Annotated in this window: 18 protein-coding genes, 2 tRNA genes and 1 riboswitch; of the genes, 3 read left to right on the forward strand and 17 right to left on the reverse strand. The window is 59.9% G+C overall.

The window, feature by feature from the left end:
* Positions 1 to 8: 8 nt before the first annotated feature.
* On the reverse strand, positions 9 to 980 hold the full coding sequence (locus V5B59_RS16275) for a transposase (protein ID WP_332351565.1): 972 nt from the start codon (positions 978 to 980) through the stop codon (positions 9 to 11).
* 542 nt (positions 981 to 1,522) lie between these two features.
* A complete protein-coding gene (locus tag V5B59_RS16280; protein WP_332352035.1) occupies positions 1,523 to 2,230 on the reverse strand; it encodes a pseudouridine synthase in 708 nt (235 codons plus the stop codon).
* A gap of 92 nt (positions 2,231 to 2,322) precedes the next feature.
* Here V5B59_RS16280 and V5B59_RS16285 point away from each other — a divergent pair, with 92 nt between their 5' ends.
* Positions 2,323 to 2,652, forward strand: coding sequence for a DUF1840 domain-containing protein (locus V5B59_RS16285; protein WP_332352036.1), 330 nt, complete (start codon positions 2,323 to 2,325; stop codon positions 2,650 to 2,652).
* A 94-nt stretch (positions 2,653 to 2,746) separates the two neighbouring features.
* Here the strand turns inward: V5B59_RS16285 and thiC are convergent, their stop codons facing one another.
* The 6 genes from thiC to V5B59_RS16315 all read right to left on the reverse strand — a co-directional run bounded on the left by thiC (position 2,747) and on the right by V5B59_RS16315 (position 6,629).
* Positions 2,747 to 4,663, reverse strand: a complete 1,917-nt coding sequence (gene thiC / locus V5B59_RS16290; RefSeq protein ID WP_332352037.1) for a phosphomethylpyrimidine synthase ThiC — start codon at positions 4,661 to 4,663, stop codon at positions 2,747 to 2,749.
* Between the two features lie 94 nt (positions 4,664 to 4,757).
* Positions 4,758 to 4,857, reverse strand: a riboswitch (TPP riboswitch).
* Positions 4,858 to 4,872: 15 nt separating this feature from the next.
* Positions 4,873 to 5,010: a hypothetical protein gene (locus tag V5B59_RS16295; RefSeq protein WP_332352038.1), complete on the reverse strand. Its 138-nt coding sequence runs from the start codon at positions 5,008 to 5,010 to the stop codon at positions 4,873 to 4,875.
* 2 nt (positions 5,011 to 5,012) lie between these two features.
* Positions 5,013 to 5,088 (reverse strand) — tRNA-Glu (locus tag V5B59_RS16300).
* A 25-nt stretch (positions 5,089 to 5,113) separates the two neighbouring features.
* Positions 5,114 to 5,189: transfer RNA gene (locus V5B59_RS16305), tRNA-Ala, on the reverse strand.
* A gap of 97 nt (positions 5,190 to 5,286) precedes the next feature.
* Positions 5,287 to 6,210 (reverse strand): hypothetical protein, encoded by a 924-nt coding sequence (locus V5B59_RS16310; protein ID WP_332351391.1) that lies wholly within the window; start codon positions 6,208 to 6,210, stop codon positions 5,287 to 5,289.
* Complete coding sequence (locus V5B59_RS16315; protein ID WP_034931510.1) at positions 6,207 to 6,629, reverse strand: hypothetical protein; 423 nt, start codon at positions 6,627 to 6,629, stop codon at positions 6,207 to 6,209. The genes V5B59_RS16310 and V5B59_RS16315 overlap by 4 nt, the downstream gene beginning before the upstream one ends.
* Positions 6,630 to 6,861: 232 nt before the next feature.
* On the opposite strand from V5B59_RS16315, the gene V5B59_RS16320 reads away from it, so the two are divergent.
* Positions 6,862 to 7,305 (forward strand): cache domain-containing protein, encoded by a 444-nt coding sequence (locus V5B59_RS16320; RefSeq protein ID WP_332352039.1) that lies wholly within the window; start codon positions 6,862 to 6,864, stop codon positions 7,303 to 7,305.
* Between the two features lie 152 nt (positions 7,306 to 7,457).
* Here the strand turns inward: V5B59_RS16320 and urtE are convergent, their stop codons facing one another.
* The 9 genes from urtE to V5B59_RS16365 all read right to left on the reverse strand — a co-directional run bounded on the left by urtE (position 7,458) and on the right by V5B59_RS16365 (position 19,969).
* Positions 7,458 to 8,150, reverse strand: coding sequence for an urea ABC transporter ATP-binding subunit UrtE (gene urtE / locus V5B59_RS16325; RefSeq protein ID WP_034916614.1), 693 nt, complete (start codon positions 8,148 to 8,150; stop codon positions 7,458 to 7,460).
* A gap of 2 nt (positions 8,151 to 8,152) precedes the next feature.
* Positions 8,153 to 8,998 carry an urea ABC transporter ATP-binding protein UrtD gene (urtD, locus tag V5B59_RS16330; protein ID WP_332352041.1) on the reverse strand — a complete coding sequence of 282 codons (846 nt, stop codon included), beginning with the start codon at positions 8,996 to 8,998 and terminating at the stop codon, positions 8,153 to 8,155.
* Positions 8,995 to 10,158 (reverse strand): urea ABC transporter permease subunit UrtC, encoded by a 1,164-nt coding sequence (gene urtC / locus V5B59_RS16335; protein ID WP_408612937.1) that lies wholly within the window; start codon positions 10,156 to 10,158, stop codon positions 8,995 to 8,997. The genes urtD and urtC overlap by 4 nt, the downstream gene beginning before the upstream one ends.
* Before the next feature lie 14 nt (positions 10,159 to 10,172).
* Entirely contained in the window at positions 10,173 to 11,768 is a 1,596-nt protein-coding gene (gene urtB, locus V5B59_RS16340; RefSeq protein ID WP_332352042.1) for an urea ABC transporter permease subunit UrtB, read from the reverse strand.
* Positions 11,769 to 11,819: 51 nt separating this feature from the next.
* Complete coding sequence (urtA, locus tag V5B59_RS16345; protein ID WP_332352043.1) at positions 11,820 to 13,088, reverse strand: urea ABC transporter substrate-binding protein; 1,269 nt, start codon at positions 13,086 to 13,088, stop codon at positions 11,820 to 11,822.
* Between the two features lie 653 nt (positions 13,089 to 13,741).
* Positions 13,742 to 15,661 carry a sensor domain-containing diguanylate cyclase gene (locus tag V5B59_RS16350; protein ID WP_288129052.1) on the reverse strand — a complete coding sequence of 640 codons (1,920 nt, stop codon included), beginning with the start codon at positions 15,659 to 15,661 and terminating at the stop codon, positions 13,742 to 13,744.
* Positions 15,662 to 15,855: 194 nt separating this feature from the next.
* Positions 15,856 to 17,754, reverse strand: coding sequence for a propionate--CoA ligase (locus V5B59_RS16355; protein ID WP_169071562.1), 1,899 nt, complete (start codon positions 17,752 to 17,754; stop codon positions 15,856 to 15,858).
* Between the two features lie 44 nt (positions 17,755 to 17,798).
* A complete protein-coding gene (locus V5B59_RS16360) occupies positions 17,799 to 18,932 on the reverse strand; it encodes a GGDEF domain-containing response regulator (RefSeq protein WP_288129049.1) in 1,134 nt (377 codons plus the stop codon).
* A 41-nt stretch (positions 18,933 to 18,973) separates the two neighbouring features.
* The gene (locus V5B59_RS16365) at positions 18,974 to 19,969 is read right to left on the reverse strand and encodes an oxidoreductase (RefSeq protein ID WP_034916083.1); all 996 of its coding nucleotides are present in this window, start codon (positions 19,967 to 19,969) and stop codon (positions 18,974 to 18,976) included.
* 349 nt (positions 19,970 to 20,318) lie between these two features.
* Here V5B59_RS16365 and V5B59_RS16370 point away from each other — a divergent pair, with 349 nt between their 5' ends.
* The gene (locus V5B59_RS16370; protein WP_034916086.1) at positions 20,319 to 20,828 is read left to right on the forward strand and encodes a C40 family peptidase; all 510 of its coding nucleotides are present in this window, start codon (positions 20,319 to 20,321) and stop codon (positions 20,826 to 20,828) included.
* Positions 20,829 to 20,923 lie beyond the last annotated feature (95 nt).

Raw genomic sequence — 20,923 nt, forward strand, 5'->3', positions numbered from 1 at the left:
AAGCTTTTTTAGGCGCATTTTGCATGCTCTGGATTCCACGGAATACCCGATTTGACTATGGCGTTCATGATCGTCAGCATCTTGTGCATGCAAGCGACCAGCGCGACTTTTTTGAGTTTTCCGTTAGCAAGCAAACGTTCATAAAAGGTCTTGATGACGGGGTTGTAACGTATGGCACTTAAGGCCGCCATGTATAAAGCGGTACGGACCGTCGCTCGACCACCCCAGGTGATGCGCTTACCCTTGTGGCGACCACTGTCCGCGTTTAATGGAGCGACTCCGACCAACTTGCCAATCTGCGCATGGGTGAGTTGGCCCAACTCAGGCAATGCCCCCATCAGACTCGCTTGCGTACACGGTCCTACCCCTTTGAAGCCTTTGAACAAAGCGAGCTTCTCGGCAAAATGCTCTTTCAGCATGCCAGCCATGCTTTTATCAACCGCCACGATCTGTCGATCCAGTATTTTGAGGACTGCCTTGATGCTCTTGTGTTGCGAACCATGGCTCAGGGCCAATCGGTTTCCTTCCGCCACGCGCATGCCAATGAGCTGGTTGTGGCGTACAAGCAAGGCTTCCAACGCCTCCTGGTTGGCATCGGGCAGTTTCATCAACAGCCGTTCCCGCTGCGCCGATTGGTGCAGTGTCCGCGCAAAGTGCGACAGGACTCGCGCATCAATGGCGTCCGTCTTGGAAAGGTATCCCATGGATTTGGCAAAGTCTCGCGCCTGCCTCGGATTGACCACCATCACCGGCAGCCCGGCCGCACAGAGTGCCGCCGCCACCTGGCGCTCGAAGCCTCCCGTGGCCTCCAATACGATCGCCCCAATCTCCTCAGAACGTGGAACGAGCTCTTTGACCAACGCCGCTATATCAGCGTCAGCATTGGCAATGCATTGGGTTTTTGATTGGTCGTCTAAAGCGATCTCCAGCGTGTCTTTGGAAACGTCAATACCCACAAACGTTGATTCAGAAGCGTTCATCTATAGCCATCCTTGCAAATACGTGGTCACGGCTTTCCGGCACGTGCCAACCAGCAACTGTTCGGTATTCAGACAAACGGCTGACAATGCACGCCAAGTGCTCTCCCACGGGCTTGATGTCCCAGAGGGGCGTCGGGCTGTGCGTCGCCTTCCGAACTCGTTTCCACCACACCTCCGTGGCACTCTACGACCTAAACCTTGGGGCTCTGCCCCAAACTCCGCACTCGCCGTGAGGCAGCGGCCGGGGATGATCAACCCCTCCCCAGCCCCTGCCTCAAGTGTACTTGGCTTACAGGATGTCAAGAGGCTTTCGCGGCATAAACGCAAGAGAAAAATACCTCTCTCGCATTTATTCCACGGTCCTCTTGACACCCTTCCAGCCATGACTTCATCTCCTCTCTTGAACGAACGAAAAACCACAAAACGAAGCATACAAGGGGTCGGGGGAGAGGGGAAACGGTCATGACTTTCATCATCGGGAGTGTCGTGCAAAGTCTTGACCGTTTGGATCAACTTCGGCGTCAAGAGGCTTGGCCATCGCCTCACACGCGACGCGCCAGAAGCTCCAGTTCGGACGACTCCAGCCACATCCACTGGCCAGGTGCCAGTGCTGGCGGTAACGCAAAACCACCCACCGCAATCCGATGCAAGGCCTCCACACGATTGCCGGTGGCGGCAATCATCCGCTTGACCAAATGATACTTCCCTTCGGTCACAGTCAAACGCAATCGCCGTTCGCCCAGCCCAATGCAGGCCACCGCAGCAACTGCTTTGTCTTCGCCATGTAAATTCACCCCTCTGAGTAGAGCCAGTACTTGCGCATCATCCACCGCATGCCTCGTTGTCACCTCATAGATCTTGGGAATCTCCTTGCGGGGTGATGTGAAGGTATGAATGAACTGACCATCGTCGGTCAGCAGCAGCAGACCGGTGCTGTCCTGGTCAAGGCGACCAACCGCCTGTACGCCACGTGTCGTCAATGGATGTGGAAGCAGCGAATATACGCTGGGATGATGTTGCGGCCGCCGCGAGCATTCATAACCCGCTGGCTTGTTCAATGCCAGGTATGCAAACTTGCGATAATTCCACAGCACGCCGTCGACCGTAAAGCTCAGCCCTGCCGGTTCAAAGTGCACGAACGGATCTTCGCAGATCGCCCCGGCAACGCTGACGCGACCTTCGTCGACCAGCGCGCGGCACTCCGCCCGGCTTCCAAAGCCCTGTGATCTGAGCAAGCGTTCAAGTTCCATGGCAGACAAATTATGCACGTCAGGCTATTGTTGTTGCATGCGTCAACTGCGACAATGGATACCGTTACCATGAATTTCACGGAGCATACCGCATGCTGGTCACGTTTACTTCAAGCACTTCCGGCCAGATCATGATGTTTGCTCAGGTCGCACGCCAATTGCTCGAACTTGTCGGGAAGGACTGCAGCGCCCGCGGCGTCATCACCACCGAGCAATTGCCCGAGGCGATCCAGCGTCTGCGTGCCGCCACTGCTGACCACAAGAGCCATGCCAGTGCCGAGGCGGTCGACAATGACGGCGGCGAAGAGCATGACGCCACGCCGATCGGCCTTGGCCAGCGCGCCTATCCCTTGCTCGAACTGCTCGAGTGGACCCGCAAAGAGGATGGCTTCGTCCTTTGGGAGGCTGCCAAGGACTTCTGAACCCGCCAGACAAGGATGGCCTGCGCGATTGCCATTGGCAGCGATTCCTGTTTGTACAATCCTTGATTCCCTAGCCCACATCGTTGCTGTCGGTTCAGACCTTACGGTATACCTCAGCCCCGGCCTTGACGAACTCGATGGCCTTGCTTGCCATCCCCTGCGCCAGTGCTTCGGCCTCGCTCACCCCCTGTGCAACAGCGAACTCCCGCACTTCCTGGGTGATCTTCATTGAGCAGAAATGCGGACCGCACATCGAGCAGAAATGCGCCACTTTCGCCGAATCCTTGGGCAGTGTTTCGTCGTGAAACTCGCGCGCCTTGTCCGGGTCGAGGCCCAGGTTGAATTGATCCTCCCAACGGAATTCGAAACGTGCTTTCGATAAGGCGTTGTCACGGATCTGCGCGCCTGGATGCCCCTTGGCCAGGTCGGCGGCATGTGCGGCCAGCTTGTAGGTGATGATTCCGGTCTTGACGTCGTCCTTGTCGGGTAGGCCAAGGTGTTCCTTGGGCGTCACGTAGCAAAGCATGGCCGTTCCGAACCAACCGATCATCGCCGCACCGATACCACTGGTGATATGGTCGTAACCGGGTGCAATGTCGGTCGTCAGCGGTCCCAGGGTGTAGAACGGGGCTTCCTTGCAGTAGGCAAGCTGCAGATCCATGTTCTCCTTGATCATGTGCATCGGCACATGGCCCGGACCTTCGATCATCACCTGCACATCGTGTTTCCAGGCGATATCGGTGAGTTCACCGAGAGTCCTCAACTCACCGAGTTGCGCCTCGTCGTTCGCATCGTAAATCGACCCTGGACGCAGCCCATCACCGAGGCTGAAAGCCACATCATAGGCCTTCATGATTTCGCAGATTTCCTCGAAGTGAGTGTAGAGAAAGCTTTCCCGATGATGGGCAAGACACCACTTGGCCATGATGGAGCCTCCACGTGAGACGATTCCAGTAAGACGCCCGGCGGTCAGAGGCACGTAACGCAAGAGCACGCCCGCATGAATCGTGAAGTAGTCGACCCCCTGCTCCGCCTGCTCGATGAGCGTGTCGCGGAAGATCTCCCAGGTCAGTTCTTCGGCCTTGCCATTGACTTTTTCGAGAGCCTGGTAGATCGGTACCGTCCCGATCGGTACCGGGCTGTTGCGAATGATCCACTCGCGCGTTTCATGGATGTTCTTCCCGGTAGACAGATCCATCACCGTGTCGCCACCCCAGCGGATGGACCAAGTCATCTTTTCGACTTCTTCCTGAATGCTCGAACCAAGCGCCGAGTTACCGATGTTGGCGTTGATCTTGGTAAGGAAGTTGCGGCCGATGATCATCGGCTCGCTTTCCGGATGATTGATATTGCACGGAATGATCGCCCTGCCCCGTGCAACTTCGGAGCGCACGAACTCCGGGCTGATTTCGTCCGGAATGCTGGCACCATAGCTGTTGCCGGCGTGCTGGCGACAGAGAATTTCGGAAAGACGTACCCCTTGCGGACCGGAAGCTTTGAGCTGCTCGATGTAGCTGCGGCGGTTATTGTTTTCCCGGATCGCGACATACTCCATCTCCGGGGTGATGATGCCGCGCCGTGCATAGTGCATCTGGCTGACATTGGCACTTGCCCTGGCACGCCGGGGGCTACGCTGCAGGCCTGGAAAGCGCAATTCATCAAGAGTTCCATCGGCCGCGCGGAGGCGACCGAAGGCCGAACTCAAGCCGGAAAGCGGCTCGCTATCCGCTCTCTCGGCAATCCACTGCGCACGCAGTGCCGGCAGCCCCTGGCGGATGTCGATGCTTGCCTGTGGATCGGAATAGGGTCCGGAGCAGTCATAGACATAGATTGGCGGGTTTTTCTCGCCACCGAAAGCCGTATCGGTATCCGCCTGCATAACCTCGCGCATCGGCACGCGAATGTCCGGCCGACTTCCGACAACGTAGATCTTTCGGGAATTGGGCAGCGGCTTGATCGCGGCCTCGTCCACATGAGCGTCGGCGGCAATGAATTTTTCGTTAGCGTTCATGGTATGTCCTTGCAAAGGGGTACGGCAAAAGCGCTGCTGGAAGGTTGGGCATGCAGGGGTTTGGCGAAGCGACCGAGGTGAAATACCCTGCGCAAGCAGATGCGCTCCGCTTCCCTACGACGGCATGACCCGTACAGGTTCGAAGGGACTCTCTCAGCCACGCCAAAATCGACCTGGCACCCCCAAGGTGTCCACGCAACTTACTGGAATTACCCGTCTTTAGCAAGAATGTTGACGGCTTGGAGAAGCGCCTGGGTGCCTCGCAGCAAAGAAATCAGTGCGAGCGAAATAAACAGGGGGAAAGGTCGCTGCGTGAGGCCGATCGGCAGCAGCGGCGAGCGCGCCATCCTGGCGTCCCCACGGGGATTCGAACCCCGGTACCTACCGTGAAAGGGTAGTGTCCTGGGCCTCTAGACGATGGGGACCCGGAAAAAATCTCTTTCGAATTGCTGGTGGAGGTACGCGGGATCGAACCGCGGACCTCTTGCATGCCATGCAAGCGCTCTCCCAGCTGAGCTATACCCCCTCGAAAGAAGCGAGGAGTATAGGGTTCCAGGCCGCTCTTGTAAAGCGGAACAAACAAGCGGGGTGCGAACGAAAGTGTTGGACGGGGAGTCTCGGTTTTAAGCCGCTCTGCGTAGAGGCTCCGCCCAGCGCTTTTCCCAATAGGTTTCCCACAGCTGGTTATGTCGCATGACACGCAGGTTGATCATGGCTTGAGCCATGTCCGCACGCCACCAAGCCCCTGGGCGCTTGAGGCGGGCCTGCACGAGGTAGCGATGAGAACTCTCGACCTCGCCAGAGCCGACGGGCAGATTCAGCGCAAGTGCGCGGGGGTAGTCCAACTGGTCGAGTCGGTTGGAGAAATAGCGCCAGGCGACGCGCACCGGAGCCTGCGGGTCATCGACCGATGCAGGTTCGAGGTGCAGTTTCATCTCTGCAACCACCTCGCGGGCCTGTCCCAGCAGGAATCGCGCCTTCTGGGAGGCCACCCAATCCTGGGCAGAATCCGGCGCGCAGACCTTGCTGGCTGGGGTCAGATATTCGCAGACGTGGAACAAGTCGACCAGGAAGGTCCCCTGAGTACCGAACAGTTCCTCGATTTGGCTGCTTATCCAAGCCGCCCCGTCGCCAACACAGTGAACCTGGGTCTTGGGGCCAAATCCCAGCGCATCGACCAGCCGCTTCAGGATGGCCCCCGCTTCCCGGGGACCCTCCATCGTCACGCCGGCCTTGGGAACGGCCTCGCCCTGCCGCTGTGCGATACAGACCTTCGCTTCTCGCCAGTGCGTGCGCTTCCCCTTGCGGGCGTCCGCAGCGCCCTCCACGGTCTCGACAAGGGGCACCATTCCGCCGTCCGTCTCCACAATCAGCCTCTTCGCGGTGTTCGATGGGCCCGCCACCGGCAGGCAATCTGCCTCCGTTAATTCACAGGCCACCCGTTCGGTGAGCGTCCGGGGCGCACTGACCGCCAAGTCAACACCGTAGTGCTCCTTGATTTTTGCCGCAACCTGTCCAAAGGGAAGGTCGGCGCCCAAGTCCGTCACGGCGCGCTCCAGTGGCAGAGAATGGCTCCGGCAACGGACACCGGCAGCTTCTGAAAAAGGACGAAGCAGCCGGTTTGTTTCTTTGTGGAGAAAGCATTCCTCCTCCACCATGACCGAGCCGTATGTCGTATACCAGAGAACTTTTTTTTCGCGTGTACCACGACCGGCTCAGCGGCCCGCACCTCGGCTGTCACCGCCTCAGCAACCTGCTCGGCCCATCCCGTCAGAATCTCCTGGCCCGTCCCGCGGAGAATTTCTATCACGCGGCGCTCGGCTTCATCGGCCCGACGCAGATCCCCTTCGGCGTTCTCCACCAACTCCAGCATCTCTAGCACTTTCGCCAGTATCTTTGGATTAGCCTCCAAACGGGCCACCAAGTCTCTGGAATCGCAAGGTTCGATGTGGGAAATCTTAGGCATGGCTTCTCTCCGTGGATGGGTTCCCTACTCTATCGCAACTCTCCGCTAATTTCCTTACGTTTGCTCACGTCGCTGACAATTATCAGAGCGGGACTCGCCCAACACTTTCGTTCGCACCCAAACAAGCGACGCGGGTTTTGCGCTACTATGCTGCGCGCTGGCGTCTTGCTCCCTGCTGGCGAAACGCCAGCAATTTGCTTACCAGGTAGATCAATTGACATGGAGACTTACTATGCTACGTAAATTGGCTGCGCTATCAGCAATCGTCTTTGTCGCATCAGTCGGTGCCGCCAGCGCGGCAGAATGGGGAACATCTGCCGAGGCAAAAGCCATGCTCGAGAAGGTGATCCTTGCCGTCAAGGCGGACAAGGAAAAAGCCCTGGTGATGTTCACCAAGGGGGAAGGCGGCTTCAAAGACCGTGACCTCTACCCGTACTGCGGTGGCCCGGACGGGAACTTCACCGCCCATCCGACATTGCTCGGGAGAAGCCTCAAGGATCTCAGGGACAAGTACGGCAAGCCGCTGGGCGCGGACTTGTACGCTGCAGCCAGAGAGGGGGAGATCTCCGAGATCACCTATATGTGGCCGCGTCCGAACCAGACCGACCCGGTGGCCAAGGTTGCCTTCGTCACCAGGATTGGCGACCAGGTCTGTGCAGTCGGCTATTACAGATAGTGATTGGGTCGCGGTGCTCGACAACGACGGATGAATGGAACCACCATTGCCGTCGCGTCCCGCTGTCTGGCCGGTCACGAATGGCAAAGCGCTTGCGGGAGGCCAGCCGGGGCGCGCCACTTTTTCTGCTTCGCAGGAAGCTTCTGCCGCCGTCAAACCGCCAGTGCCGCCAGAACCCCGTCCTTTTCCATGTCTTCGCCGCGGCCGCGCATGATGATCTCGCCACGTTCCATCACCAGATACTGATCCGCCAGCGAGCGGGCAAAATCATAGTACTGTTCGACCAGCAGGATCGCCATTTCGCCGCTGGCGGCGAGCGAGCGCACGGCGCGCTCGATGTCCTTGATGATCGACGGCTGGATGCCTTCGGTCGGCTCGTCGAGGATCAGCAGTTTTGGACCCATCGCCAGCGCCCGTCCGATCGCGAGCTGTTGCTGCTGCCCGCCCGAGAGGTCGCCACCGCGTCGACGCAGCATCTGTCGCAGCACCGGGAACATCTCGAAGATGCGCTCGGGAACCGGCGTGCGACCGGGACAGGTGGCAAGCCCCATCAACAGATTCTCCTGCACCGTCAGGCGCGGAAAGATCTCGCGTCCCTGCGGCACGTAGCCGATGCCGGCCTTGACGCGCTGGTGTGAGGCAGCGCAGGTGAGGTCGTGACCAGCGAACCCGATGTGACCGCTCTTCGCCGGCAGCAGCCCCATCAGCGACTTCAGCAGGGTCGATTTACCGACGCCGTTGCGCCCGAGAATTGCCGTTACCTTGCCGGCTTCGGCGGTGAAGCTGAGGTTGCGCAGAATGTGGCTGCCGCCGTAGTACTGGTTGAGGTTATCTACAGTCAACATGCTCAGCGCCCCAGGTAAACTTCGATCACGCGTGCATCGGCCTGGACTTCCTCGAGGGTTCCCTCGGCGAGGACGCTGCCTTCGTGCAGGACGGTCACCTTGCTGTCGAGCTGCTTGACGAAAGCCATGTCGTGCTCGACGACGACCAGCGAATGTTTGCCGGCCAGCGACAGGAAGAGCTCGCCGGTACGTTCGGTTTCCTCGTCGGTCATCCCGGCGACGGGTTCGTCGAGCAGCAGGAGCTTTGGTTCCTGCATCAGCAACATGCCGATCTCCAGCCACTGCTTCTGGCCGTGCGACAGCAGACCGGCCAGCCGGTCGGCGTGGGTGTCGAGACGAATCAACTGCAGCGTCTCGGCGATCCGATCAGCGGCCGCCGAATCGAGCAGCGCAAATAGGCTGCGCCAGACGCGCTTGTCGGTCTTCATCGCCAGTTCTAGATTCTCGAAGACCGTGTGGTTTTCGAAAATCGTCGGCTTCTGGAATTTGCGGCCGATCCCCATGTGCGCAATCTCGGGTTCGGAGAGGCGTGTCAGGTCGATCGTCTGACCGAAGAAGACGGTGCCTTCGTCAGGCCGTGTCTTGCCGGTGATGACGTCCATCATCGTCGTCTTGCCGGCGCCGTTGGGACCGATGATGCAGCGCAGTTCGCCGGCGTCGATCGCCAGCGACAGCTTGTTCAGCGCTCGAAAACCGTCGAAGCTGACCGTGATGTCTTCGAGATAGAGGATGACCTTGTGCGACAGGTCGAGCTCGCCCGGTTTGAGCAGATGCCCGAGTTCGGCAGTGCCGCTGTCCCAGTCGGGGTTGTTGTCTTGATTGTTCAGCAGGAGATCGACGGCGTTCATGCCTGGACTCCTTTCGCTGCTGGTGCCAGTTCATCGCGATCGCGCTTCATCCCGGCGCGTAGTTTCAAGAACAGGCCGACGACGCCCTGCGGCAGATACAGCGTCGCGACGATGAACAGGGTGCCGAGAAAGAACAGCCAGTATTCGGGAAAGCTCACCGTAAACCAGCTCTTCGCGAGATTGACGATGAACGCGCCGATCACTGGGCCGATCAGTGTCCCGCGCCCGCCGACGGCGACCCATATGGCGATTTCGATCGAATTGGCGACCGACATTTCGGACGGGTTGATGATTCCCACCTGCGGCACATACAGTGCGCCGGCAACGGCGCACAACACTGCCGACAAGGTCCACACGAAAAGCTTGTACCACAGCGGGTTGTAGCCGATGAACATCACCCGCGATTCGGCGTCGCGAATCGCCGTCAGGATGCGGCCGTATTTCGAAGTCACCAGAGTGCGCGCGAGCAGCAGCGTGCCGAGCAACGCCAGCGCCGAAAGGGCGAAGAGGACGACGCGCGTCTCGGGAGCGGTGATCGAGTAGCCCAGGATGCGCTTGAAGTCGGTGAAACCGTTGTTGCCGCCGAAACCGGTTTCGTTGCGAAAGAAGAGCAGCATCGCTGCATAGGTCAGCGCCTGCGTGATGATCGAGAAATAGACGCCCTTGATGCGTGAGCGGAAGGCGAAGTAGCCGAAAACGAAAGCGATCAGTGCCGGCACGACGAGCACCAGCAACGCCACCCACAGAAAGCTGTCGCTACCGACCCAGAACCAGGGCAATTCCTTCCAGTCGAGAAAGACCATGAAATCCGGCAGGTCGCTCTGGTAACTGCCGTCACGACCGATCTGGCGCATCAGGTACATCCCGAAGGCGTAGCCACCGAGCGCGAAGAACAGGCCATGCCCGAGCGAGAGGATGCCGCCGTACCCCCAGATCAGATCCATCGCCACGGCGACGATCGCGTAGCAGAGAATCTTGCCAATCAGGGTGATGAAGTAGGTCGACAGGTGCAGCGGATTCTCGGGCGGCAGCGCGAGGTGCATGATTGGCACGGCAAGCAGCGCGAAAGCGGCGAACAACCCCGCCATCTGCCAGCTGCGCCTGTCGAAGCTCCGCCCGATACGGACGATCAAAGGGGTTCGTGCAGGCAAGGGGCGCATGGAATCTCCCGTACTCAGGATTCGACAAAGCGGCCCTTGAGGGCGAACAGCCCCTGCGGACGCTTCTGGATGAAAATGATGATGAACACCAGCACGACGATCTTGGCGACCACCGCCCCCGTCCAGCCTTCGAGAAACTTGGTGAATACGCCCAGACCCAATGCCGCCCAGACCGCGCCGGCAAGCTGCCCGACACCGCCGAGAACGACGACCATGAACGAATCGACGATGTAGCCCTGCCCCATGTCCGGGCCGACGTTGGCGATCTGCGACAGAGCCACGCCGCCGAGCCCGGCAATTCCTGCACCAAGACCGAAAGCCAGGGTGTCGACGCGTCCGGTCGGCACGCCGACGCAGCCGGCCATGGCACGGTTCTGCGTCACCGCGCGGACGAACATCCCCAGGCGCGAGAGATTGAGAATCGCCCACATCGCGGCCAGTACGGCAATCGAGAAGCCGACGATGATGATTCGGTTCCACGGCAGCATCAGATTGGGCAAGACCTCGATGCCGCCGGCCATCCACACCGGGTTGGCGACCTCGACGTTCTGCGCGCCGAACAGCGTGCGTGCCACCTGCATCAGAAACAGCGAGATTCCCCAGGTGGCAAGCAGTGTTTCCAGTGGCCGACCGTAGAGATGGCGAATGACGATGCGCTCCATGAGCACGCCGACCAGCGCCGCAGCGAGAAAACCGACCGGGATCGCGGCCAGCAGATACCAGTCGACGGCGCCTGGCAGGTAGGCCCGGAAGACGCTCTGCATCGCCCATGCCGAATAGGCCCCGACCATCAGCAGTTCGCCGTGCGCCATGTTGATCACGCCCATCACGCCGTAGGTGATCGCCAGGCCCAGTGCGGCGAGCAGCAGGATCGACCCGAGCGACAGGCCGGTGAAGGCGCGGCCAAGATTGTCAGCCCATGCCAGTCGCTGCTCGATGGCCCGGATCGAAGTTCCCGCCGCGGCGCGCACCGCGCTGTCGGACTCGATCCAGGTGTCGCCGGACTTCTCGGTCAGCGGCAGCAGCATTTGCCGGACGTTGGGGTCGCTGCTTTCGCCGAGAACGCGGACAGCGGCAAGGCGGACAGCGGCGTCGGTCGAACCGAGACTGGCCTGCGCATGCGCCAGTTGCAGGCGCATCCTGATCTCGGCATCGGTTTCGACGGTCAGCGCCTTGTCGAGCAGCGGCAGCATCCTGGCGTCGGCGCTCAGTGTCAGCTCCTGGGCAGCCTGCCAGCGCACCGTGCGCTCGTTCGAGAACAGCCGTAGCGCGGCGAGGGCACCCGACAGCTCACGGCGAACACGGTTGTTGATACCAATCGTCTCTCTCGCCACCGGTACCGGTTTGATTTCGCTGAGACTGGCGGCGTCGAGAACGCGCACACCGTCGACGATCACCACCCGCTCGCCAGCCAGCGCCAGCGAGTCGTCGGCCAGCGCCTTGAGAACTGGCAGTGCTTCGTCGGGCGCCGCTTGCGCCAGCGCGGCAATCGCAGCAATCTTGGTATCTGAGTCTTCGGATGCGAGTGGTTTGAGCAGGGCCGGGTCAATCGCCGCCAGGCAGGCCGTGCTCAGCAACCATCCGCAAAGGAGTAATCCAGTGGTGCGCATGCTTTCTCCCTGACGCTGCGTGAGCCGCTGACGCGGCCCACGCACTGCCTGCTACTTGCCTTCCGGCTCGTCCTTCTTCTTGTCGTTACCCGGGATGTACGGGCTCCACGGCTGTGCCTTGACCGGCCCAGGCGTCTTCCAGACGACGTTGAATTGTCCGTCGGCCTTGATCTCGCCGATGAAGACCGGCTTGTGCAGGTGGTGGTTCTTTTCGTCCATCTTGATCGTGAAACCCGACGGCGCCTTGAAGGTCTGCCCGCCCATCGCAGCGATCACCTTGTCGACATCGGTCGACTTGGCCTTCTCGACCGCCTGCTTCCACATATAGACGCCGATGTAAGTCGCTTCCATCGGGTCGTTGGTCACCGCCTTGTCGGCATTCGGCAATTTCTGCTTGACCGCCCAGGCACGGTACAGCTTGGTAAACTTTTCGTTCTCGACATTCTTCAGCGACATGAAGTAATTCCATGATGCCAGATGCCCGACCAGCGGCTTGGTATCGACGCCGCGCAATTCCTCCTCACCAACCGAGAAGGCGACCACCGGCACTTCGGTCGCCTTCAGGCCGGCGTTACCGAGTTCCTTGTAGAACGGCACGTTGGAGTCGCCATTGATGGTCGAGACCACCGCCGTCTTCTTGCCTTCGCTGGAGAATTTCTTGATCTTGGCGATGATCGTCTGATAGTCGCTATGACCGAAAGGCGTGTACTCTTCCATGATGTCGGCGTCGGCGACGCCCTTCGACTTGAGGAAGGCGCGCAGAATCTTGTTGGTCGTGCGCGGATAGACGTAGTCAGTGCCGAGCAGGACAAAACGTTTGGCTTCACCGCCATCCTTGCTCATCAGGTACTCCACCGCGGGAATCGCCTGCTGGTTTGGTGCCGCACCGGTGTAGAAGACGTTCCGTTCAAGCTCCTCGCCTTCGTACTGTACCGGGTAGAACAACAGACCGTTGAGTTCCTTGTAGACCGGCAGCACCGACTTGCGCGATACCGATGTCCAGCAACCAAAGGTGACCGCAACCTTGTCCTTGCTCAGCAACTGCCGCGCCTTCTCGGCGAACAGCGGCCAGTTCGACGCCGGGTCGACGACCACCGGCTCAAGCTTCTTGCCGAGTACGCCGCCCTTGCTGTTGATCTCGTCGATGGCCATCAGGACGGTCTCCTTGAGCGCCGTCTCGGAAATGGCCATGGTCCCCGACAGGGAATGCAGAACACCGACCTTGATCGTCTCGGCGGCCAGAGCGCTGAACGACGTCAGACCGAAGGCAGCAGTGACGGCGGCGGCTGAAAGCGTCTTCATGAAATTGCGACGTATCATCTATTTTTGCTCCTCAAGGGTTAAGAACCGGGAAGAAATCTTCCTGCCAGGACGATAAAGCAACCACCGTGCCAGGCTTTGACAGAGTCGAATCGACGCCATTAGAGGCATGGCTGGGCGCGCTTGCCCGGCCTGGCTGTCGATTCTTGCCCCAGGATGGTGCAGCAACCCGAAACAGGCACCAGGATGAAACAATCCGACGCAGGGCAGAGAACTTACGCGTTGCCTGGCTGACCAAAGACCAGCAATTCCCGGCCTGATTTAACATGTTGATTTATATTGACAATTAACGCACCAAACCTGTGCATGCAATTTGGGAACTATTTGTAATCAATGGCTTGGGCAACTTATGCCGGGAATTGCTGACCAAAGACGGAGACCGGCACTCGCTTGCCGCCTTCAACATCTTCACCGTCTCGTTTTTCGCTGGTCAATGCCGGGAGGCAACAAGCTCATCGCAATCGTTGCCGAGCACGATCGCCTTCTCGAACTAACGGTCATGACTTTTCCAGGCACCCCCGATCATGAAAGTCATGACCGTTTCCCTCTCCCCCGACCCCTCCCCCGCGAGGGGGAGGGGAGATTTGTGAGTCGCATACGCGAATTTCACATTAAGTGGGTAGCCGTTTGCTGCTGTGCTGATCGACCATTCGTCAACTAGCTGCGACGACGCGGTTGCGACCGCTCTTCTTGGCCTGGTAGAGCGCGGCGTCGGCGGTCTCGATCAACGCCTGACTGTCTTTTTCCCCGCCATTGAGGTGGGCGACGCCGATGCTCAGGGTGACCGGAATCGTTTGATTCTCCCAGAGAAAGCTGTACTTTTCGACGACGCTGCGGATCCGTTCGGCGATCTGGACCGCTGCGCGGATACTGGCATTGGGGAGAACGGCGGCAAATTCCTCGCCGCCATAACGAAAGACCAGATCCTCGACGCGTGAGGTGCGTTTGAGCAGGTCGGCGAGCTGGCGCAGGACGGCATCGCCCGCGGCATGACCGTGCGTGTCGTTGATGCGTTTGAAGTGGTCGATGTCGAGCAGCAGGCAGGCCATCGGCAGGCTGTTGGATTGGGCAAAAGCCCACTCCGAGGCGAGAAAATCAAGGCCGTGGCGGCGGTTGGGAAGCTGCGTCAGGGGGTCGGTGAGGGCTTCCTGCAGCAGGCGCTTGTGGGTGACTGCAAACTCGTCGGTCGAGCGCATGATGCCGCGGCGTTCGCGCTGGATTTCTTCGCGCAGCAGCAGCATCCGCGTTGCGGTATTGAGGCGGACGCGCAGGGTCTGGATACTCAGTGGTTTGACGAGCACGTCGTCGGCACCAGCATCGATGGCTTCGAGAATCAGCCTCTCACTTCCCGGCGACGCCAGCAGCAGCGCATAGCTCTCCTTGCCAGCCGAGGTCTGACGCAGCAGGCGGCAGAAAGCTGCCGGTTTCAGACCGGGCATGGCCATGTCGGCAATCACGATCTGGGCCGGCTGGCGCAGGGCTTGCTTCAGTCCTTCAGGGCTATGGTCGACCGGCGTTGGCTGATGACCCAGACTTTCGATCTGTTCGGTCAGATTAGGCAGTTCCGTCTGCGGAATGCCGACTAGCTGCACCTGCAGGCGCGGCGAAGCGAGCTTGCCGTTCTGTTCGGGGCTGGAGGAGCTGACACGCAGGCTTGGCGGACTGGCAGCAAGAATCTCGGCGAAAGGCGGGATCTCCTGGGTGCGAACCTGCAGCATCGCACCCCACTCACGCCAGCGGCGGACCATCCGATCGACCACATCGTTGAGTGCATCACCGCTGATACCCAGGCGTGCGGCGCGCGTCAGCAGGCCGGGCAGGAGACTCCAGCGCGCCTCTTCGTTGGCCATGCAGACTTCCGAGAGCGAACGCGCAAAGTTCAGCGAGTGGGTGAGCGTCAGCACCCGTGAGCCATCGCGAAAGCCGGCGAGATCCGGTTGCTCATGATGGTAGGCGGCCTGAATCAGCATGTCGGGCAGGCCCCACTCGGCGAGCATCGTGGCGCCTAGCTGATGATAGTCCATGTTGAAAGATTCGCGCTCAAGGTCCGCTAGCTGGCCATTCCTTTCCCTGGCCTTGAGCAGCACGATGGCGTACTCGCCGGGGTACAGCGAAGCCATGGCGAGCTCGCCGACCCGCGCCAGGAGTCCGATGGTGAACAGCTCCTCGCTCGAAATCTGTGCATAATGCGCGAGTTCCTGGCAGGCAATGGCGGTGGCCAGGGAACGTCCCCAGAAACCCGCGTAATCAAACTCAGCGCATTGACCGCTGGTATGGCTATGCATCACCGACAGGCCGATCACCAGGTCACGCACCCGGAAAGCGCCGAGGGCGACGATGGCGCGCTGCAGCGAGACAATCGGTCGCGTACGGCCGAATGCGGCGGCATTGGCAAACTTGAGCAGACGCCCGGCGATGGCGGGGTCGGACTGAACCAGTCGCACCAGGTCGGAGACCCGGAAATCATCCCGCTGCAAGAGCTTGATGATCGAAAAGGCAACACCTTTCGGTGATGGCAACTTGCCCGTTGCCTTCATCGAGCGATAGCGGTCGGGGTCGACAAATTTGATCAAGAAGGCCTCAGGTTCAAAGTTTCCAGGCGATTATGCTACAAAAAGCCCGGCCATTGGCGGAGCGGGTTTTGCCTCTTGCCCGAGTTCCCGTACCGACTGCCGTTGCACAGCATCTGCACAAAAAAAAAGCCTGCCGCCCGTGCAGGCGGCAGGCAAATCCTGGCAACTGGTCGCCAGTTCTTACAGGGTTTCGATCAGGTCTTGCTGCCCAGCGCAAGCTGCAACTGCTCGAGGGCCTTGGGATCCTCGATGGTCGTCAGATCACCCGGATCGCGGCCTTCGGCGAGCGCCTGGATCGAGCGGCGCAGCAGCTTGCCGGAACGGGTTTTGGGCAGTACCGTCACGAAGTGTACGCGGCTCGGGCGAGCGATTGCGCCGAGGCTCTCGTCCACCTGCTTCATGACCGCCTTTTCGAGCGCTGCCGCCAGTTCCGGTGTGGCGATGCTGTCGGCGTTCTTCACCACCGCAAAAGCCATTGGCATTTGACCCTTGAGCTGGTCGGCAACGCCGACCACGGCCACTTCGGCAATCGCCGAATGTCCCTGGATGGCCTCCTCGATTTCACGAGTCCCGAGACGGTGGCCGGCAACGTTGATCACGTCGTCGGTGCGGCCGAGGATGTAGTGATAGCCGTCCTTGTCCTTGATACCCCAGTCGAACGAGGAGTAGACCTGCGGTTCGCGGAACAGCGTGAAGTAGGTCGAGACAAAGCGCGCATCGTCGCCCCAGACGGTGGACAGGCAACCCGGTGGCAGCGGCGGCAGGATGCCGACGATCCCTTTTTCGTCCGGGTCACAGATCGTGCCGTCCTCGCGGAAGATCTTGAGGTTGTAACCATAGACCGGGAAGCTCGGCGTGCCGAAGCGGATCTCGGTCTTTTCGACCCCCGGCATTGCCGACAGGATCGGCCAGCCGGTTTCGGTCTGCCAATAGTTGTCGATCACCGGCAGGCCGAGTTCGCCCATGATCCACTCGTGCGTCGGCTGGTCGAGTGGTTCACCGGCGAGGAACAGGTGCTTGAGACTCGACAGATCATACTTGTGCATGTACGAGTTGTCGTGTTTCTTGAGGACGCGCGCCGCGGTCGGGGCCGAGAACATGACGTTGACTTTGTACTTCTCGACGATCTGCCACCAGATGCCCGGATCGGGGCGCAGCGGCGTGCCTTCGTACATGATCGTGCACATGCCGCCGATCAGCGGGCCATAAATGATGTACGAGTGGCCGACGACCCAGCCGATGTCGGAGGTGGCGAAATAGGTCTCGCCCTCGTTGCCGCAAAAGATGTACTTCAGTGTCGAGGCCAGCGCCACTGCGTAGCCACCGGTGTCCCGCTGCACCCCCTTGGGTTTGCCTGTGGTGCCGGAGGTATAGAGGATGTACGACGGTTCCGAGGACTCCAGCCAGGTAACCGGTACTTCGGCGTCCATGAACTGGGCACGCAGCGTTGCGTAGTCGACGTCGCGGCCTTCGACCTTGTTGAAACCCTTATCCAGACCCCGGTCGACCATCAGCACTTTGCCTGGCTTGTGTTCCGCCAGGGAGATCGCTTCGTCGAGCAGGTCCTTGTAGGGTACGGCCCTGCCACCGCGCATGCCGGCGTCCGACGAGACCACCAGTTTCGGTGTTGCATCGTCGATACGCGTGGCCAGCGATCCGGAAGCGAAACCGCCGAAGACCACCGAGTGGATGGCGCCGATGCGTGCGCAGGCAAGCATGGCGAACATCGCTTCGGCGATCATCGGCATGTAGACCAGGACGCGGTCGCCCTTGCCGACACCGAGGCTCTGCATGACCGCCGCCATGCGCATGACTTCCTGCTTGAGTTCGATAAAGGAATAAACGACTTCCTGGTCGGTTTCAGTCGAGATGAAGACCAGCGCGCGGTCATTCGGGCGCTTGGCGGCGTGACGATCGACCGCGTTGTAGCAAAGATTGGTCTCGCCGCCCACAAACCACTTGGCGAACGGCGGGCGGGAAAAGTCGAGAACCTGAGTAAACGGCTTGTGCCAGTCGATGCTTTTGGCCTCTTCACCCCAGAAGGCGTCCGGTTGTTCGATTGATTTTTTGTGAAACTCTTGGATTGTCGTCATGAGACTCCCTCTTCAAAAATGTGATCCACCTGCACTGGTGGAAACTACGCTTGCCGAGTGTCTTGGACCTCGTGCTCCCGGTCAAGGATCTTTTTTCGAATATCTGCCATAGGCAGGCCCAACTTCAACTCCCCTTCCAGCAGTTCCAGAAAGGGTAGTACCTCTTTGCCGAGATGGACGAGATGCGGGATCACCGCCCTCGCACGGCCCGTCCTGATCAGGTCGATGGCATGGCCAAGCCTGGGTACCGGGATCTCGGTCAATGGTTTCTCGACACAGGCGACGACGCGGTTGCCGCCGGCCTGTTGTGCAATCTTGAGGCGCTCACCTGCGAGGCTGAGCAGCGACGCTGCGGAGGCTACCCGATCGACCGGAGTATTGGCGACGCCAATGCTGATCGATAGCTCGAGGCGATGCCCGTGCACGGCAATCTTGGCGACCGCAAAGGCTTCGCGCAGGCGATTGGCGAAGGCCTTGCAGGCAGGATAGGGTGTACCCAGCGAGACTACCGCCAGCTCGCTATCGGAATAGTGGCCCAGGCAGTCTTCCGTCCGCACCTTTTGCGCCAGCATGCTCACGAAACGTTTCTGCAGTTCTTTGACCAGTTCGTCACCATGTGCCTCGCGCAGCACGTCGAAGCGATCGAAGGCCATCACCAGCAGGCTTGCCGGTACTCCGTGCCGCTGCGTATATGACAGGGCATGCATCGCCTGCATGTCGACGTGCTGGCGAGTCGGCAGTCCGGTATCCGGATGGAGTCCGGGGCTATCCCGGAGGTTGTTCTGCGCATGTACCAACTGCAGTAGCGAAGCGATACGAGCGAGTAGTTCGGTGGCGCCAATTTCCCTGCGGATGAAGTCGGAGGCCCCCAGTTCCCTGGCACGCTGATGTACCTCTTCATTGTCGCCAGCGATCATCAACACCGGCATCTGACGCAGGCGGGCAAGCCGGGATGCGCGAATTCTCGCCAGCAGACCGTCGCCATCGAGCATCGGCATCGACAAGGCGCAGATCACCAACTGGATGGAATGGTCGAGAACCAGCGCCTGCCAACCAGCTTCGCCGTTGACTTCCTCGCGGAAATCGTAGCACTCGCGGACCTGCTTGATGAGGGTCGCACGCGCCATCCGCGATTCATCGACAATCAGGATGCGAGGCCGCTGCTTCGGGTTGTCCATCGATTCTCGGGATTCGTTTCAGGCTTCGTGCTCGGCGCCATTCAGGCGCCGGCAATTTCGACCACAACACGACCGCGAACACGACCCTTGAGGTAATCGTCGAAGACTCCTGGTAAATCATCGAAAGGGATGGTACGCGCCATATCCTGTAGATGTTGTGGCCGCAGATCGCCGGCCAGGCGTTGCCAGACGCCGTTGCGATACGGCTCGCCGATGTAGCCCGAGTCAATCCCGAGCAGGCAGGCGCCGCGCAGGATGAAGGGCATGACCGTGGTGTTGAGTGTGTGACTGGCAGCAAGACCGATGCTGGCGATCGTTCCTCCCTGTTTCATGGTGCTGACGATCCACGCCAGGACCTCTCCACCGAGGTTGTCAACGGCTCCTGCCCAGAGTGCCTTGTCGAGTGGCCGAATGCGCGTCAGATCGAGTGCCGAGCGGAACATCACCGCCTTCGCGCCGAGGCCCTTCAGATAATCGGCTTCATTTTCCTTGCCGGTCAGGGCGGTGACCTGATAGCCCCGCGTGGCCAGCATGTCCACTGCCAGGCTACCGACGCCACCGGTCGCACCGGTGACGATAAGCGGGCCCTTGCTCGGGTTGAGGCCATTTTCTTCCATGCGCACGACCCCCAGAGCGGCGGTAAACCCGGCCGTTCCCAGGGCCATGGCCGCATGCAGCGACAGTCCGGAAGGGAGCGGGACCACCCAGTCTGCGGGCACCCTGGCGTACTCGGCATAGCCACCATGGTGGGCGACGCCAATATCGAAGCTCGTCGCAATCACGGCATCACCCGTCCGGAAGCGAAGGTCGCTGCTGTTTGTGACGGTACCCGAGAGGTCGATGCCGCCGACGCAGGGGTAACGGCGGATGATTCGGCCGGCACCGGTGGCCGCCAGCGCATCCTTGTAATTCACGCTGGAGTAGGCAACCTTGATGGTGACCTCGCCCGGGTCCAGTTGCGACTCGTCCATGGCGACAAAGCCTGCTCGCGTCAGACCTTCCTGTTCCTCGATCAGATAAGCCTTGAAAGGACTCATGCACACTCCATGTGGTGGATCGTATGGCACAACGACAGCGGCGGACAAGCTCCCGTGTCAGCAACGGCCGCCGATTATAAACACAAACCCCGGTACTTTTGAGTATCAGAACGGTCCTCCCCCACCCTGCCGAAGCGGGTTGCTGAAGGGAAAAACGCCGCGCCCGCAGACTATACCGTGTTCCGTCAGGCAATCCCATGTGCAGTGCAGCATCGGGTTGATGCGCAATTTTTTGCAGTTTTTAAATTTAAATTAACGTGTTACATGGATTGCTTCAACTGTTTTCTGCTGCAACAGCAGTTCAACTGAGGGTTTACATTGTGACATTTTTCACATAAATTTCGTTCCCATGCCTAGAAAAAACACTCTTACCTCGCTTTTGAGCGCCGCCCTGATTGCTCTTTCAGGGGTTGGCCTGGCCCAAGCAAGCGAACAGCAACAGTCTGTAGAAGAGCCTTCGCTGCTTGAACGTTATACCAGCAGCGCGCAGGATCTGATCCTCAAGGGCTTCGAACTGATCGGGATCAACTATCGCTTCGGCGGCACCAATCCGGATACCGGTCTCGACTGCAGCGGTTTCGTGCAGCTCGTTTTCAAGGAGGCAATCGGCATTCTGCTGCCGCGCAGCGCTCGCGAGCAAAGCGAGGTGGGTGCGGTCATCGCTCCGCATGAGCTGAAGCCCGGCGACCTCGTCTTCTTCAACACCATGCGACATGCATTCTCGCATGTCGGTATCTATCTTGGCGATAACCGCTTCATGCATGCGCCGCGCACGGGCGCTGAAGTTCGCGTCGAAGACATGCGTCAGAGCTACTGGATCCAGCGTTATAACGGGGCGCGTCGCCTGCTGACGCGTTAAGAAGAACCTCTTTCGTTGGCCCAGGAAACGACGCGTTGCTTAGTCGTGCACCAGAATCACCGTGTCCTGCATGTCCCGATACAGCAAAAGTGCGC

The sequence above is a fragment of the Candidatus Accumulibacter contiguus genome (assembly GCF_036625285.1).
GTDB lineage: Bacteria > Pseudomonadota > Gammaproteobacteria > Burkholderiales > Rhodocyclaceae > Accumulibacter > Accumulibacter contiguus.